This is a genomic window from Bacillus sp. JK62, from assembly GCF_053663455.1.
Genome location: NZ_JBSJQA010000005.1, coordinates 149,541 through 165,711 on the forward strand (window position 1 = coordinate 149,541; position 16,171 = coordinate 165,711).

19 protein-coding genes and 1 riboswitch are annotated in these 16,171 nt (G+C 38.7%); of the genes, 13 read left to right on the forward strand and 6 right to left on the reverse strand.

Annotation, left to right across the window (positions count from 1 at the left end; translation table 11 throughout):
- Positions 1-483: 483 nt before the first annotated feature.
- A complete protein-coding gene (locus tag ACWJJ4_RS13240) occupies positions 484-945 on the reverse strand; it encodes a CarD family transcriptional regulator (RefSeq protein WP_060563139.1) in 462 nt (153 codons plus the stop codon).
- A 540-nt stretch (positions 946-1,485) separates the two neighbouring features.
- Here ACWJJ4_RS13240 and ACWJJ4_RS13245 point away from each other — a divergent pair.
- Positions 1,486-2,166 (forward strand): aspartate/glutamate racemase family protein, encoded by a 681-nt coding sequence (locus tag ACWJJ4_RS13245; protein ID WP_454021687.1) that lies wholly within the window; start codon positions 1,486-1,488, stop codon positions 2,164-2,166.
- A 106-nt stretch (positions 2,167-2,272) separates the two neighbouring features.
- Here the strand turns inward: ACWJJ4_RS13245 and ACWJJ4_RS13250 are convergent, their stop codons facing one another.
- Together ACWJJ4_RS13250 and ACWJJ4_RS13255 are read right to left on the reverse strand one after the other, a co-directional pair.
- Positions 2,273-2,842 carry a DUF2812 domain-containing protein gene (locus ACWJJ4_RS13250; RefSeq protein WP_454021688.1) on the reverse strand — a complete coding sequence of 190 codons (570 nt, stop codon included), beginning with the start codon at positions 2,840-2,842 and terminating at the stop codon, positions 2,273-2,275.
- A complete protein-coding gene (locus ACWJJ4_RS13255; RefSeq protein WP_014304415.1) occupies positions 2,829-3,146 on the reverse strand; it encodes a PadR family transcriptional regulator in 318 nt (105 codons plus the stop codon). Before ACWJJ4_RS13255 ends, ACWJJ4_RS13250 begins: the two co-directional genes overlap by 14 nt.
- A 352-nt stretch (positions 3,147-3,498) precedes the next feature.
- Here ACWJJ4_RS13255 and ACWJJ4_RS13260 point away from each other — a divergent pair, with 352 nt between their 5' ends.
- Positions 3,499-4,404 (forward strand): bifunctional helix-turn-helix transcriptional regulator/GNAT family N-acetyltransferase, encoded by a 906-nt coding sequence (locus ACWJJ4_RS13260; RefSeq protein ID WP_077721846.1) that lies wholly within the window; start codon positions 3,499-3,501, stop codon positions 4,402-4,404.
- Between the two features lie 16 nt (positions 4,405-4,420).
- Entirely contained in the window at positions 4,421-5,710 is a 1,290-nt protein-coding gene (locus ACWJJ4_RS13265; RefSeq protein WP_146276168.1) for an MFS transporter, read from the forward strand.
- A 91-nt stretch (positions 5,711-5,801) separates the two neighbouring features.
- Here the strand turns inward: ACWJJ4_RS13265 and cotR are convergent, their stop codons facing one another.
- Positions 5,802-6,770, reverse strand: a complete 969-nt coding sequence (gene cotR / locus ACWJJ4_RS13270) for a sporulation hydrolase CotR (RefSeq protein ID WP_070081413.1) — start codon at positions 6,768-6,770, stop codon at positions 5,802-5,804.
- A 203-nt stretch (positions 6,771-6,973) separates the two neighbouring features.
- Here cotR and ACWJJ4_RS13275 point away from each other — a divergent pair, with 203 nt between their 5' ends.
- From ACWJJ4_RS13275 to ACWJJ4_RS13295, 5 genes are all read left to right on the forward strand, one after another.
- Positions 6,974-7,450 carry a DinB family protein gene (locus ACWJJ4_RS13275; protein WP_070082684.1) on the forward strand — a complete coding sequence of 159 codons (477 nt, stop codon included), beginning with the start codon at positions 6,974-6,976 and terminating at the stop codon, positions 7,448-7,450.
- Between the two features lie 35 nt (positions 7,451-7,485).
- Positions 7,486-7,851: a cupin domain-containing protein gene (locus ACWJJ4_RS13280; protein ID WP_044802983.1), complete on the forward strand. Its 366-nt coding sequence runs from the start codon at positions 7,486-7,488 to the stop codon at positions 7,849-7,851.
- A 169-nt stretch (positions 7,852-8,020) separates the two neighbouring features.
- Positions 8,021-8,206 (forward strand): hypothetical protein, encoded by a 186-nt coding sequence (locus ACWJJ4_RS13285; RefSeq protein WP_015388652.1) that lies wholly within the window; start codon positions 8,021-8,023, stop codon positions 8,204-8,206.
- Between the two features lie 300 nt (positions 8,207-8,506).
- Positions 8,507-8,827, forward strand: a complete 321-nt coding sequence (locus ACWJJ4_RS13290) for a hypothetical protein (RefSeq protein WP_070081414.1) — start codon at positions 8,507-8,509, stop codon at positions 8,825-8,827.
- A 398-nt stretch (positions 8,828-9,225) separates the two neighbouring features.
- The gene (locus ACWJJ4_RS13295) at positions 9,226-10,572 is read left to right on the forward strand and encodes an FAD-binding oxidoreductase (RefSeq protein ID WP_077721848.1); all 1,347 of its coding nucleotides are present in this window, start codon (positions 9,226-9,228) and stop codon (positions 10,570-10,572) included.
- A gap of 77 nt (positions 10,573-10,649) precedes the next feature.
- Here the strand turns inward: ACWJJ4_RS13295 and ACWJJ4_RS13300 are convergent, their stop codons facing one another.
- The gene (locus tag ACWJJ4_RS13300; protein WP_094247206.1) at positions 10,650-10,949 is read right to left on the reverse strand and encodes a VOC family protein; all 300 of its coding nucleotides are present in this window, start codon (positions 10,947-10,949) and stop codon (positions 10,650-10,652) included.
- 194 nt (positions 10,950-11,143) lie between these two features.
- Between ACWJJ4_RS13300 and ACWJJ4_RS13305 the strand changes: the two genes are divergently transcribed.
- The 3 genes from ACWJJ4_RS13305 (at position 11,144) to ACWJJ4_RS13315 (ending at position 14,066) form a co-directional block, all read left to right on the forward strand.
- Complete coding sequence (locus tag ACWJJ4_RS13305; RefSeq protein ID WP_454021689.1) at positions 11,144-12,085, forward strand: cation diffusion facilitator family transporter; 942 nt, start codon at positions 11,144-11,146, stop codon at positions 12,083-12,085.
- A 63-nt stretch (positions 12,086-12,148) separates the two neighbouring features.
- Positions 12,149-13,186, forward strand: a complete 1,038-nt coding sequence (locus ACWJJ4_RS13310) for a flavin-containing monooxygenase (RefSeq protein ID WP_146283796.1) — start codon at positions 12,149-12,151, stop codon at positions 13,184-13,186.
- A gap of 346 nt (positions 13,187-13,532) precedes the next feature.
- Positions 13,533-14,066 (forward strand): cupin domain-containing protein, encoded by a 534-nt coding sequence (locus ACWJJ4_RS13315; RefSeq protein ID WP_070081417.1) that lies wholly within the window; start codon positions 13,533-13,535, stop codon positions 14,064-14,066.
- 257 nt (positions 14,067-14,323) lie between these two features.
- Here the strand turns inward: ACWJJ4_RS13315 and ACWJJ4_RS13320 are convergent, their stop codons facing one another.
- Positions 14,324-14,851: a DinB family protein gene (locus tag ACWJJ4_RS13320; protein ID WP_230014740.1), complete on the reverse strand. Its 528-nt coding sequence runs from the start codon at positions 14,849-14,851 to the stop codon at positions 14,324-14,326.
- 200 nt (positions 14,852-15,051) lie between these two features.
- Between ACWJJ4_RS13320 and ACWJJ4_RS13325 the strand changes: the two genes are divergently transcribed.
- Positions 15,052-15,492 carry a dihydrodipicolinate synthase family protein gene (locus ACWJJ4_RS13325; RefSeq protein ID WP_094247897.1) on the forward strand — a complete coding sequence of 147 codons (441 nt, stop codon included), beginning with the start codon at positions 15,052-15,054 and terminating at the stop codon, positions 15,490-15,492.
- A 55-nt stretch (positions 15,493-15,547) separates the two neighbouring features.
- Entirely contained in the window at positions 15,548-15,928 is a 381-nt protein-coding gene (locus ACWJJ4_RS13330; RefSeq protein WP_014417010.1) for a hypothetical protein, read from the forward strand.
- 114 nt (positions 15,929-16,042) lie between these two features.
- Positions 16,043-16,146, forward strand: a riboswitch (TPP riboswitch).
- Positions 16,147-16,171 lie beyond the last annotated feature (25 nt).

Here is a 16,171-nt window from a genome sequence, read left to right on the forward strand (position 1 = left end):
AGAAAAAGGTTTAAAACCTCAAAGGATTGTTTACAGTATAACATAACGGATTGACGATATGTGGAATATATATAAATGATTTGTTTTTATGTTCTCAAGGTAACTGTATGTTATTCTTTGTTACAATTCGCATATCTCTTTTATGAAAAGAAGATAAACAACTGCTATTCACTGTCGCAAGAGATGTAAGAAATTCTTAAAGATAAAGAGGGGAGTGGTTGTTTTTTCTTCCGGAAATAATCACTTAGACCTAAAACAATGAAAGCCCTGCCTCTCTTCCATCCTTACGGCTCCTTGTCCGTGCCAGTGTGAATCAGGATTACAAAAATCAAGTGACTATTTCATCGAGAATTCAAGTGTTCGTTGAAGAAAAAATAAAACAGATTAGATTGAGGAGTAATAAAAGCGGTTAATGTTTAAAAAGTAAGTTGAAGAGGTTGAACGTCTAATCGTAATATTCTGAAAAATTATCTGTCATTAACCTTAACAGAAACTTTTTATTTGTTTTTCAGTGATTCCTTTAATGACTTCCAGTTCACTAATCAAAAATTCATATGCATTATCCAACATTTTTTTTTCGCTTGAATTAAGTGCTTTTTCTTTCTTCATTCGCATTAAATCACGTACAACTTCAGCACCTTCTTGTATTTCACCCGTTTTTATTTTGTTCGTGTTTACTATATACCTTTGCTTCCACGGCAGTAACCTATCTGATTCTCCATGCTGAAAAATGTGTATAATGTGTTTTAATGCACGTATATCAGTAACTGGCCGTATATTTGAACTCGATATTTTACGCGTTGGAATCATAACTGTCATATTACTGATTGACATTCTTATGACATAATACTGTTGTTTTTCCTCTAAGAATTGTTTTTCTTCTATGGCTTCAATCGTACCTGCTCCGTGCATTGGATAAACAATGTTATCGCCAATTTGAAACATATAATCCACCTCCATATATGGGAACTTAACTTAAGGTTACCATATATGAAGTGAGATATCAAATTTTTAATAATAACATGATCGTTTATTTGTGTCAATAACTTTTTTTAAAAAAAACAACATCAAAACAAGAGGGAACCTGTGGGATTCCTAAAAAAGGAAAGGTCAATTGGTCGGGGTATATCTTGGAATCTCGACTAATTAACAGAGATCAGTTTTTCGTTGAAAATGAGTTATTAAATATCCTTTAGGAGTTCATGCCTTGACATCAATGACACGTTTACTAATCTATATGGGCACAATTTAATCACCGATTTTTAACCATCATTCATGAAAACATAGTAATGAAAACAAGCTTTCATAACCTTAGTGTATCTGCCATTCTTCTGCGTGCGGCGGAATTAGATATGATAATTCGATTAATGAAATGATAAAATAGGAGAAGAAAGCCAGAAAAGAAATGAGTGCAGATTCAGATGAGAAACACAAGAATAACTCATCATATCGTATTCGTACACATTTTTACAGAGGAGGACAATTATGATTGGAATACTGGCAGGCATGGGACCAAAATCTACTGGGCCATTTGTAGATAAAGTAGTAGACGAGTGCCAAAAAATATATGGAGCAATACATGACATGGATTTTCCTCATATGATGATTTATTCCTGTCCGACACCTTTCTACATGAATAAACCTCTCAATCATACGGACATGGAAAAGGCAATTATTAAGGGTGCTGTAAAGCTTGAAAAAACGGGTGTTGATTTTATTGCCATCCCATGTAACACCGCACATCTCTATTTTAATCAAATAAAAAAATCGATTTCAGTCCCTTTACTAAACATGATTGATGAAACCATAAAAAAAATACCTAAAGGCTCAAAAAAAGCGGCTCTTTTAGCCACCGTTCCTACGGTTCAATCCGGAATATTTCAAGAAGCCTTAAACAGAGAAGGTTATGATTTTTTACATCAAGATAGTTGGCAAATCTATGTCAATCAAATAATAGAAAAGATTAAACAAGGTCAAATCGATGAGGCTAGTACACTATATGATGAATTACACCGTGAATTAGCAGAAAAGGCTGATACGGTTATCATTGCATGTACGGATTTAAATATGGTTACGGATCAAAAAAGAAGCGGGCTTACCTTTGTTGATTCATCAGCCTGTCTCGCTCAAGCCATTGTAAATAAGTATGTATCATTAACAAAATAAGTCATCTGATTTATCAGCAAATTCAGGGCGCTTTTTTTCCGTTAAAGCGCCCGGCTTCGGCAGATACATGATCCTCAATTACTTCTTTAAATGTAACTTCCCCGCGTTATTGTTCTTTTAACCTTGAATACTTTCGATACGCTTTATAGAAACTGCAGCCAAATAGAACAGCCATAAGGGCGGGAAGCGACCTCAAAAGGGCAAATGGAGTTTCAAATAAAAATGCCTTCCAAAACATTCCGCCTTCCATACTCCACAGACCTTCAGCTAAATACAAACCTGAATCCTTGTAAATCAAATAAGAATAAAACAAGCACAGTAACCCAAAACAAGATGAAAAACTCATTAGTCTTTTATAATAATTACTCTTTGATTGGCGATCCGAAAAGATTTCATTTTGATCATCATTTTCTTTTTGCCAATATCGAGTTCCAAGCCCCCAAGGGCCATTTATATAACTCCAGCCGAAGTCTTCATAGATCTCTTTGTAATCTTTAAATTTTTTCTTTGATAAATAATCTTGATAATCCAGTCTCATCACATATTTTTTGTCGGTTTTTTCGAAAGTGTATATTCCTAATCCGCTGATATTTGTACAGCGATAGCCTTTTTGTAATTGCTCGTTCAGCCATTGCTCCTCTTTTTCAATATCAAAAAACATCTTAAATTTCTTCATTCGATTCACTTCCTTCGTGCAGGGATAAAATATGCAGTAACCTGTTTTGTTCCATCTTCAAAATGGCGCTTCCTTCCGCAGTTATCTTATAGACTTTTCTCCGGCCTGATTCTCCAACAGGCTCAATCCAGCCGTGCTTATTCAAGTTTTCAATCGCGCCGTATAATGTGCCGGCCGCTAAAATAACAGTTCCGTTACTCATCTTTTCGATCTTCTGCATGGCGGCATAGCCATGAAGCGGCTCACGCAGAGCTAATAAAATATAATGCATGGTTTCAGACAGCGGTAATAATTTATGTTTCATATCCTCATCCTCTATTCAGTTCGACTATATAGTTAAACTTAATACAGTACAACTGAATAGTCAAGTTCCTTTTCAAAATTTGTCAAAGGAACTTGAAAATCAAATCTAAAAAGTCGCTTTCTTTACGTAATGGGAAGTGACTTTTTGTATGTCCATATTAACGTCAAAAGAATGTATCCCGGTACGTAACTGTTTTCCGATGTAACAGTGTCGTTTATTTTCAATGTGTTTTTTTACGGTAAGAAAATCATCAAATTGAAAGGGGATGAAAATTAATAGTTGACTCAAGCAACTGTTTCGATTACGATGGAAAAAGTTTCTTAAGTCAATCTTTTGGAGGAGGTTCAACAATTTGGAAACAAAACGTGTTTTGGCATTCAGACAATTTAATAGATTTTATACAGACATTTTGGGTTTTCTGAATGAACATATTTATGACAGTCCATTCTCTTTAACGGAAACCAGGATTTTATACGAAATTTATAATACGCCCGATTGTACAGCAAAAATCATTCAAGAAAGGTTAGACCTGGACAGAGGATATGTAAGCAGAATTATCAGAAAATTTGAAGAAGAAGGCTTCATATACAAGCAAAAATGCAGAGAAGACGGACGCAACCATTTCCTTTATGTCACCGAGTCAGGGAAAAGTATTTATAAAAGCCTGGAGAAAAAAGCCAATCAGCAAGTTGAATATATCCTTGAACGCATAGACAAAGAGGAACAAGAAAAACTTGTACATTCAATGGAAATCATTCAAAACATTTTGCAGCATTCTTTTTATGATAAAGAATCTCCGATTTCAATAAGAGACTATTATACTTCAGAGGATGTCAAAAACATAATTGAGAAACAGCGATTATTTTATGCCGAATCCCATGGCTGGGATGAAACATTTTTATCCTATCTTCACGATACATTTAAAGCGGATATTGAAAAAATATGGGTGGCAGAAAGCGGGAATCAATTTGCGGGTTGTATCGGCTTAGTGAATGACGATGAAAAAACAGGTCAGTTAAGGTGGTTCTTAGTCGATCCGTCTTTTCAAAGAAAAGGTGTCGGCAGCCGTCTGATTAAGGCACTTGTTCAATATTGTAAAGAAAATGGATACGAGCGTATATTTCTTTGGACGGTAAGAGACATGTCAACAGCCCGGCCATTGTATAAAAAGAATGGATTCGAAATTACAGAAATTCATGAAGAAAAACCTTTATGGGGATCAAATTTAATAGAAGAGCGCTGGGATTTGGAATTATAAAGTGAGGGGGGATAGGATGCGAATAAAATATCACTATGCATGGATCATTGTGTTTGTCACTTTTTTCACCTTTTTAGCGGTTCAAGGCGCGCGTCTTTCATTTGGAGCTTTTGTTGAACCATGGGAAAAAGATTTTTCTATGAATCGAGGAACAATCTCACTTATTTCCACTCTGAGTTTTATCATATATGGCATATCTCAGCCCATAATAGGGAGGCTGGTTGATAAATTAGGTCCCCGAATGATTTTGTCAGTTAGCACTTTCGTAGTCGGGATCAGCTTTATATTGACTTCTTTTGTAAATCATCCATGGCAATTATTTATCCTTTACGGAATTGTTATCTCCGTCGGTGTCGGAGGGGCATCTAATGTAGCCGCAACAGTTGTTGTTACAAATTGGTTTAATGAAAAACGCGGACTTGCTTTTGGAATTATGGAGGCAGGGTTTGGCGCTGGTCAGATGCTTCTTGTTCCCGGCTCTCTCATTTTGATTCAATGGTTTAACTGGAAGTTAACTGTAGTGATTTTGGGTCTGCTTTTAATGGTTATTGTGTTTCCTGTCATACTGTTATTTTTACGGAATCATCCCGGCGAGATGGGGTTATCTCCTATGGGCGGTTTTATGAAAGCAGGAGTTGAAAGTGAACAGCATACGGCCCGCTTTTCTGTTTGGGCTGTGTTTTGCAAGAAACAATTCTGGTTTTTAATATTACCTTTTGCTATATGCGGTTTTACAACTACAGGGCTGATGGATACTCACCTTATCCCTTTTTCTCATGACCATGGATTTTCAACAAGTGTAACCAGTGCCGCAGTTAGTGTATTGGCGGGATTTAATATATTGGGGATAATCATTTCAGGAATTGCGGCAGACCGTTGGAGCAGTAAAAAGATGCTTATTCTTTTATATGCCATACGCGCATTATCAATTTGTATCCTGTTATATAGTCATCATCCGGTCATATTACTTATTTTTGCCACCCTGTTTGGACTAGTTGATTTTGCAACTGTAGCCCCTACTCAAATGTTAGCCACGCAATATTTTAAACAATATTCAGTTGGTTTTATTTTAGGCTGGTTATTCCTGAGCCATCAGATAGGATCAGCGCTGGGAGCTTATGTACCGGGTTTTCTCTATAGTGAAATGGGTAACTATGATCTTTCTTTTTATTTCTCAATTATTATTTTGTTGGGAGCGGCAATATTTACTTTCTTACTGCCTGAAACGGTGAAAATAAAAAAAGAGCAAAAACCGACCGATTCAGCTTCAAATGAAACAGTATCCCAGCGTGTGAATAACCCGTGAAGGTCCAAATCCTCTCAGCCGCATTAAAAATACCAAGGGTTTGAGTCCCTTGGTATTTTTTGTTCATTGTATGATGATGTAAACTTCTTGCTTATTTAGCGCTGTCGTTCCAGTTTTTCTCTATAAATGTATTCGCAGGCTGTAAGTTGGTTTTGTTTGCAATTTCAATGACAGCGGGAACCACGGAAGGGTCTGTTTTGGAGAAGTTAGGAATCCGCGGATCTAACCGGAAAAAGCGATCTCCCAGCAGATTCGCGCTGACCATGGATTCATAGTAGCCATTTCCGCCGGAGATCATCTGAAGAAATGGCAGTAAAGGTTCATTAGGCGACCTGTCCAAAAGGACTCCCCAATTTGGAGGAAGGTTCTTCAGATTTTCGGGACGTATGTTATCCGCACTTACCATTCCCCATCCCCTCGTATCTCTTCTTAACCGAGTAGGGGCTTCACCTGTACCGATGGATAGCGCCGCAATTTGATCCAATGGCACGTTGGCTTTACCAACCGCAAACGCGATACTGGCTGTACTGGGGTTCGTTGCCACTACATATCCGTCCACGTAGTTTTGATAGGCGCGCTGTGTCGCGGGAGCACCGCTGCTCCGCAGTATGACATCACTCACTTTCTCATTTAAATAGGGAGAGCCGGGAAAGTTGTGAAATAATACGGGCGTCCAACGATCCAGTGCCGGGGAGTATAATTTGAATGAAGGGACAACAATTCGTTTTCTTACATCTTTAAGACGAAGGCCTGGCGGGAAAAAGTTTCGTACCGCTTTAATAAAACCGGAATATGGTAATTGCTGATTAAAAACAGGTCCGCCCGGCCGGGAAGTGCTGAATGCGGGCAGGATTTCATCCTCAAAATACTGAAGTGTTTCCCTCGGAGATCTTCCGCTTGCTAATGCCAGGGCAGTAAATGAACCGATTGAATTTCCCGCAAATACATGGGTTCGGCTTATTAATGCCGGATTTTCTTCAGCCAGTCTGTTCAATAGTTGTAAACTTAAAGCACCTAATGTACCGCCCCCGTCAAAGGTCATGATCCGATATTTTGCCAAAGCTGATTTCTCCTTTCTGATGCAAACTATCATTCAGTATATGTTCAGCCAGAGTCTATTGTATGGATGAATGAATATCTTCTTATCTTAAAAATGGTTTGATTATCAATCCAGCGAGTCGGGAAAGAATATGTTTTTTATTTGAAGAGGTTTTTTCCGTGAAGAAGGAGAATTATTATTTAAAAATAAAAGGGGGAAAATACTTGAATACAATTGACCTTATTGTTTTACATTTTGAAGAGGTAAGACGGCGAAGCATCAAGTTATGGACAGCTGTACCTGAGGAAAAAATGGACTGGCGCCCGGATTCCGAAGCAATGTCGTGCAAGGAAATGATAAGACATGTATTAGAAGCGGAATTTCTTTATCATCACATTTTACTAAAACAAATGAATGAGTCTTCAGAGGAATCCGAAAACCCGTATGAATCAAAAACGTTTACCACAGTAACCGAAGAATTAGAATTCGCAAAACCGTATCGGGCCGAGTTTTTGTCATTCATCAAATCGTTAAACGAAACAGATTTAACAAATATAAAGATTGACAGGTCTGATGTTGGATATATTCGCGAACTGGGAGACATGTTATTAAGAATCGCTTACCATGAGTCTGTACATACGGGTCAGCTTTTAGACTACCTCAGAACTGCTGAGGTTGACAGGCCTTTAATTTGGGACTAGTAAAATGATTGAGTTTTACACGGGAAGGGGAAAGAATGGAATATAAACCGATTAATTTCCAAGAGAAATTAGCTGCGTTCCAAGATCAATGGTCTCCAAAAGTAATCGCTGAAATGAATGATTATCAATTTAAACTTGTTAAAGTACAAGGGGATTTTGTTTGGCATAAGCATGACGAAACAGATGAAGTCTTTATTGTTATTAAGGGTAATTTAATCATTGAATTTCGTGATGGAGAAGTAAAATTAAATGAAGGTGAAATGTTTGTCATTCCGAAAAATGTTGAACATAAACCTTATGCAGAATCAGAGTGTAACATTTTGCTTGTAGAACCTAAAGGTGTTGTGAATACCGGGCAGGAAATAACTGATCAAACAGCTGAAAATGATGTCTGGGTCTAGCCTGTAACAAAAAACGATCAAAACTCCGAAAGACCGAATGACATTAGAGACAATGATCAGGAAAACCAATTAAGAATGATTTAAGGTTAAATATTGAAAAATTGAAAAATTTTGTTGATATTATAATACATTGTTTGGAAATGTAATCATTTTATAAGGAGTTTTCTAATTGCGTTGGAGTAAATGGTTCAATATTTTTTGCATAGCAGCATTGGGATCAATATATGGCTATAAATTGTTTACTAACCAAGAAGTCAGTACGGCTCGTGTAATCATCGCTGCTGCTATTATCTTGTGGAACATTGTCGGACTTTTTAGCAAAGAACCAGTAAAACAAACACAGCAAGCAAACTAAAAGCCAAAAAACACTTTCCAATCGTTCAATAAAAAGGGTGCTGCAGCGTGCAGCATCCTTTTTATCATTTTCACAAAAAAAACTAGGGTTTAACCCCTTGGTTTTTTCGTAGTCTCCCTTTTTAAGCTGTTTATGATAATCGTCAAAATCATTCAAGTTTCATCAAGCATCCAGAATCTGTTGCAATGATAAATGAAAATTGCCCTAAAAATGTGCCGGTTCATCAAAATACCAGTCCAAGCTGCAGTTCTTTCTTTACATAGTATGTAGAGATTAAAAAATGAGAGAAGGAGTGGCGTAATGTATTATAACGAAGGTGAAGATCAACAGTACGTTCCGAAGAAAAAGCCATACAATGAAGCCTGTGACCTTGGTCATGATTTTGATATGGCGGACGACGCAGCAAGAGCGGAAGCGGCAAGAGAAGCAGAAGCGAGAGCCAGAGCGGAAGAAGCCATAGCAAGGGCGGAAGAAGCAAGAGCCAGAGCGGCAGAAGCAGCAAAAGCAGCAGCAGAAGCAAAGGTAGAAGCGGCAAAATTAGCAGCCAAAGCGAAATGTAAAAAACGTCATAAGAAAGAGAAAAAACATGATTGCAAACGTAAGCACAAGAAGAAAAAATAAGAGCTTTTCATCATGTAAAAGATAAGATTCAATGTGTATTGATTTTATCCGTACAGGGGTGCAAAAACGATAAAGAAAAAGATTCTTGTCGGGGGATCAAACAGAAAGATTGCTCAGCCGGTGTCTCAGCAGAACCACGCATGGCAGGGCAAACATAATGTTCTATGGACTTCCATAGTCAGGTCGGTATATCCGCCAATAAATGTAAGTGCCTATCATGATAAAAAAGGCAGGAAAGACAAGAGTTTCGGCAGGTTGCCGCTCTTGTCTTTTTTTGTTTTTATATCATCTTCGCGTATATGTATCTATTTTTAAGTTTGCAGAACATCTGTCTAAGAATTTGTCCAATTCCTGCATATACTGGTATCGGAATCAAATGCTTATTGGGAGTGAAATAGATGGGATCAGCACAGTTAACGGGACGTGTCATCTTCAAAGGGGACCCCGGCTATACACAGGCGGTTAAGAATTGGAACCCTTATGTTGATGTCTGTCCGCTTGTCTTTGTTTTTGCACAAAATTCATACGATGTAAGTAATGCTATTAAATGGGCTCGTGAGAAGAATGTGCCTTTGCGTGTCAGAAGCGGCCGCCATGCTCTGGATAAAAATCTTTCCACGGTAAGTGATGGGATTGTTATTGATGTGAGTGACATGAATAACGTTTTCTTAGATGAAAAAAACGCGGTAGCAACCGTTCAAACCGGCATTCACGTCGGCCCGCTTGTAAAAGGTTTAGCTCGGGAAGGTTTTATGGCCCCGTTCGGAGACAGTCCAACCGTCGGAATCGGAGGAATCACGATGGGAGGCGGATTTGGAGTGCTTTCACGATCGATCGGCCTGATAAGTGATAACCTTCTCGCACTGAAAATGGTAGATGCCAAAGGCAGGATCATTCAAGCAAATCATTCCCGCAATGAAGATTTACTGTGGGCTTCCAGAGGCGGCGGGGGAGGCAATTTCGGATATAACACCCAATATACATTCAAAGTTCACCGTGCCCCTAAAACCGCAACCGTCTTTAATATCATTTGGCCGTGGGAACAGTTAGAAACGGTATTTAAAGCGTGGCAAAAATGGGCGCCGTTTACAGACGAACGATTAGGATGCTACCTTGAGATTTACAGCAAAGTAAATGGTTTGTGCCATGCGGAAGGATTGTTCCTCGGTTCAAAACCGGAGCTGGTTCAATTATTAAAACCTTTATTAAATGCCGGAACGCCGGCACAAACAGTAATCAAAACACTATACTACCCGGATTGTATAGATTTCTTAGATCCTGACGAACCGATTCCCGGCAGATCTGATCAGAGTGTTAAATTCTCCTCGGCGTGGGCGCTCAATCTTTGGCCGGAAGAACCTATTGCAGTAATGAGACAATTTTTAGAAAAAGCGACTGGGACAGAAACCAACTTCTTTTTTATCAATTGGGGCGGCGCGATAAGCAGAGTTCCAAGCAGTGAAACAGCCTTCTATTGGCGCCGTCCATTATTTTATACGGAATGGACGGCCAGTTGGGAAAATAAATCACAAGAAGCTTCGAATCTTGCATCAGTTGAAAGAGTGCGTCAGCTGATGAAACCATATGTAACAGGTTCATATGTGAATGTTCCGGATCAAAATATCGAGAACTTCGGAAAAGCATATTATGGCTCAAACTTTGCCAGGCTTCAAAGAATAAAGGCGAAATACGATCCCGAAAATGTATTCCGTTTTCCGCAAAGCATCCCGCCATCGTATAAATAGGTTGATCGTTGTGGGAAACAAATTAAAAAACACACCAGAACATTCAGGTGTGTTTTTATTGTTGCTATAAAATTTGGTTATTCACTTGCATCCCAGTGCGGATTCCAAACGATTTCCCATAAGTGTCCATCGGGGTCTTGGAAGTGAACGGCGTATCCGCCACAAAAAGTATCATGAGCGGGATCAGTTATCGTAACGTTTGATTCATGTGCGATGTTTTTGCGGTCCCAAAGGGCAAGTTTCAGTCCTGTTTGCAAGTCGTTCAAATCTGTACCGGCTGTTCCTTCTGTAGGCAGAGCCAAGCCATCCCGATAGAAGTGCAGCGATTTTTCTAAATTGTCTGCGCCTAAAGTAATTACTGTAATCCGCGGCTTCATAGCAATGCAACCTCCCAAGCTAAGCTAATGATAAGAAACATTTTCATTGAAAATATTTTGACATTTCAGTAAAGAACCTATATATTCGTATATGAGCATATAATCATATAAGGTTATTTTTGTGTCCGTGTTAGAATGCTTCATAGCAGAAAAGAAATAATAAATACAGTGTATTAGATAAGGAGGAGATTTCTATGGGTCACAATCACAATCACGCTGGCGGATCCAATAAGAAGGTTTTATTGATCTCATTTATCATGATTACAGGTTATATGATAATAGAAGCGATAGGCGGATTTTTAACCAATAGTTTAGCGCTTTTGTCAGATGCAGGCCATATGCTGAGTGATTCAATCTCATTAATGGTGGCTCTGATTGCTTTTAAATTGGCCGAAAAAAAGGCAAGTCATCATAAGACATTCGGCTACAAACGATTTGAGATTCTTGCAGCTGTGATCAACGGTGTTGCATTAATATTGATTTCCCTTTATATCATTTATGAAGCAATCAAACGTTTCTCTCATCCGCCGGAGGTAGCAACAACCGGCATGCTGACGATAAGTATCATCGGGTTAGCTGTGAATATATTGGTCGCTTGGATTATGCTGAACGGCGGAGATACAAAGAATAACCTGAACATTAGAGGAGCTTACTTACATGTGATAAGTGACATGCTCGGATCTGTAGGTGCCATACTGGCTGCGATCCTTATCATCTTCTTCGGGTGGAGCTGGGCAGATCCAGCGGCCAGTGTCATTGTGGCTATTCTTGTTCTGAGAAGCGGTTACCATGTGACGAAAGACTCCATTCACGTATTAATGGAAGGAACTCCGGAAAATATCGATGTCACTGACATCATTCAGACAATTGAAGAGACAGAAGGAATTCAAAGTATTCATGATTTGCACATATGGTCTATCACAAGCGGATTGAATGCTCTTTCCTGCCACGCTGTTGTTAACGATCAGCTGACCATTTCTGAAAGTGAAAGTATTTTACGCAAAATTGAACATGAACTTGGAGATAAAGGCATTACACATGTAACCATTCAAATGGAAACAGCTGCGCATAATCACGACAATACGATTCTTTGTCAGGCCCAAACTGAGAATCCGCGTGACCATCATCATCATTAAAGGAGGAGATAGGGACTCACTTTGTCTGCTGACAATTAAGATAAAACCGGAGGGGGGATTCATATGTACGACACGATAGTAATCGGAGCCGGTCAGGCAGGAATCTCAGTAGGATATTATCTAAAGAAGTCGGAACAAAAGTTTATCATTTTGGATAAAAGTCATGAAGTGGGGGAAAGCTGGAAAAACCGGTATGACTCATTGGTTTTATTTACTTCTCGAATGTACAGCTCTTTGCCGGGAATGCATCTTGAAGGAGACAAGCATGGACTCCCTTCAAAAAATGAAATTGCTGCTTATCTGAAAAAATATGTTGAAAGATTTGAAATCCCGATCCAATTACGGACAGAAGTAATAAGTGTCCAAAAATTAAACAACTATTTCTTAATAAAAACAAACCGGGAAGAATATCAAACGAAGAATCTTGTGATGGCCGCAGGTCCTTTTCATACCCCTAACATCCCATCAATATCAAAGGATGTAGCCGGTCATATTCATCAATTACATTCTTCACAATATAAACATTCAAAACAACTGGCGCCTGGGAATGTACTAGTAGTCGGCGGCGGGAATAGCGGGGCTCAGATAGCTGTTGAATTATCCAAAGAAAGAGTTACATATTTGGCTTGCAGTAATAAACCGGTTTATTTCCCTTTATGGATTGGAAAAAGAAGCATTTTTTGGTGGTTTGATAAATTAGGAGTTTTACATGCAAGTCATACATCAATATTAGGCAAGTTCATTCAAAAGAAAGGCGACCCCATATTTGGGTATGAATTAAAACATGCAATAAGACAGAAGAAGATCATCTTAAAACAAAGAGTCATAGCCGGAAAGCAAAATGAAATCATTTTTAAAGACTCATCTTCATTAGAAGTAAACAATGTTATTTGGGCAACTGGTTTTAAGAATCCGCTTTGGTGGATGAAAATAGAAGGTGTTTTGGATAAGGAAGGCCGAATTATACATCACCGGGGTGTTTCAGCTGCGGAGGGATTGTACTTTATTGGTTTGCCTTGGCAGCATAGGCGAGGTTCGGCGCTGCTTCAAGGTGTAGGAAATGATGCTGAATACATTGTAAAACAAATGAACGGTGGATAGACTGAGGAGAGCAGTAACTTACGGGTTTACTGCTCTTTTTTTGTTGAATACGTCCATTTATGTGACTGTGGCTGTTTTAATCGGCTTGTGGAACAGAAAACACAATATCTCTTGGTTGTCGGACTGGTGAGTGCATACCCCGGGCAGGTTTAAGTTTCTCGGCTGCAACAGTGTTACCAAGAGTTACAGGCCTTTGGTATTTTTTATGCAAACGGGTTTTGTGGCCAAAACGATTCTGCTAACTTCAGTCTTTTAGGCTGAACAAGGGAATTCCTTAGTGCGGCACACTCTCATTACAAAACGCATAGGATAATATCACAAAAATTTAAAATTGCGGGGATGAAAAATGTATTATATACCTTTTTCGCATCAATGTTATTATTGTGTGAATGTGCCGATGTATAGCGATGGAAGATCTGTTTATTGGACTGTTCCAAATAACTATGATCCTTCATACGAAGATAGAAACCTTCTCTTGAAAGATTATGGACCAAAACCATTTGTCGTGAATATCAATAAAGCCGCAAAACAAAACAATACGTTCCGTACGGCCCTATGGACAGGAAAGCATTTTCAAATTACTTTGATGAGTCTTGGTATTGGAGAAGATATCGGTTTGGAGATCCATCCTAACGTAGATCAATTCTTACGGATTGAGCAAGGCCGAGGGCTAGTTAAAATGGGCAAGAGTAAAGATCATTTAAGTTTCCGAAGAAATGTCTATGATGATTATGCCATTGTTGTCCCTGCCGGCACGTGGCACAATGTGATTAATACGGGTAATACGCCGTTAAAACTATATTCAATTTACGCTCCTCCCAACCATCCGTTTGGTACAGTTCATGTGACAAAGGCCGATGCAGCGGCTGCGGAAGATTAGTATAGGATTCCAGAGGACTTTGCTGCGGCAAAGACTATAAAAAAAATCGTATTGGGACAGCATGATCAAATATAGCGATCGAATGGCTGAAACACAAAATATTAACGTTTCAGCTTGTCATAGTGCAGTTGATGCGATGCTTTATTCCACAACTACTCAACAGCAAATGTGGTTTTTTGTCTGACCATTTTAATTGATTGGCAGTCAGTGAAAATGAATTTGTAATAAATTTATCCTTGCTCCTCCTAAAAGCGGCTTTAACAGCCAGGTTTCTGTTTCTCTTCAAACCATTTGCGAAGCTGATTAATATGAGCTTGATGATATCTATTATGGTCTGCCATATGCCATATTCCCCATTGAATGGTTGCTTGTTTATCTGCTTCATAATCTACTGTGTGATTCAGCTGATCGTCAGTTAGCTGATAACAAACAGACTTAAACATGCTGAATACTTCTTCATAATCAGTGAGAATTTGTTTTAATGAAACACCGGAAATGAAAGGGATCTTATTGTTCTGATCTAACATTGGTCCATACTTCTCTTCAAGCTGCTTTGGTATCGGTTCACCCTTTATTCTAAATATCCAGTTGAGATCAACATATGCTAAGTGTCTTATTAGCTGAGCTGTACTATTGTATGTTTGATTTGGTCCTTTATAATCGATCTCTTGCTGTGACATGTCTGACACAATGGATATTAAGCGGCAGTAATTTTCATTAACGGCAGAATACAGCATTCCCACAAGATGATCCATGTGCGTTTCACCTTTTAAATCTAAAATCATAAAACCCCGCCTCATTAGTACAATTTTTATATTTAGTTTGCCTTATTACTCTTATTTGTCAAGCAATCCAGAGAATGAATCGCTATAGGATGAAGCAATGAAGCAGGCTCTCTTTGCCTGCCTTTTTTGTGTGTCAGCCTTTACATCTGACATGTTGGGTTATCTGAAACTGTACTTTTTTAAATGTCAGACAGTGTTATATGATACTCTGCAGATATTCAAGAATAGTACTTGGAGGTCACTCTCATGCAAATTTTATTGCTATCCCTACGCCTTTTCATGAAGATGAACGTTTATATTCAGCAGGATTTGATCCTAATGTCGAACATTTGAAAAACAGCGGTATCCATTCGTTACTCATATGCGGCACGACTGGTGAACAGCATTCACTCAGCATGGATGAGCGCCTTCAGATCATTGAGTATGTTAATCAGCGAAAATTTGAAGATGTTGAACTGAAGTTCGGGGTTTCAGCCGTAAGAACCAGTGATGCCGTCAAACTGATGAAACACATCGAGAAAACCAATATTGATTCTGTACGGATTGGTTTTCCGCCTTATATAAGACCGACACAGCAGCAAGCCGTTTATTACATTATTCATTCATCAATTGACTTCATATTATTTCATTTGATAACATAAAATGGTTATTGTGATTGAAAAAGGATACCCGTTTTTATAAAAAGGAGTCATAACGTTGCTGAAAAGGTTTTTTCTTGTTTTTCTTACGCTGATGATGTCTATATTTGCTGTATTCGCGGCGGCTGAAGAGTCTCCCGGTGATCGTGTCATTTCTTTTGACGAGCCTATGATTTTATTGATCTCACTCGGAATCATTTTATGTTTGTTCATTCCGCCATTCGTCATGTCCTTTTTTAGCAGCTTGGTTGTGAGAATCATATCCGGAGTCTATCAATGTTTTATCGTTCTCACGTTTGCGGGCCTCATTCCGATTGGATTTCTGATTCCCCATGGCTTTTTGACAATTCTTGCTGCCGTTCTGGGGACTTTGGTCAGTTCAGCGAGTGTGGCCGTGACCTTATTCGTTGGCAGGAAAAAAGAGGCCGGAAGGTTTTAAAACTAGTGGGTAAGCTGCAAGGAAGGGAAATCCCAGAGATATCCGCAGCGCTTTTTGCCGGTCATTGTTTGACTATTTATATGGAATAGCATAGAATTAAAGTAAATATTTATAAAAAGTCACTAGGGGAGCTTTAATAGCTGAGAAGAGACAATACGTCCTGACCCTTTGAACCTGATTTGGTTAATACCAGCGTAGGGAAGTGAAAAATTAGAGAGATTCTTTATCTTATCTATATTTAAG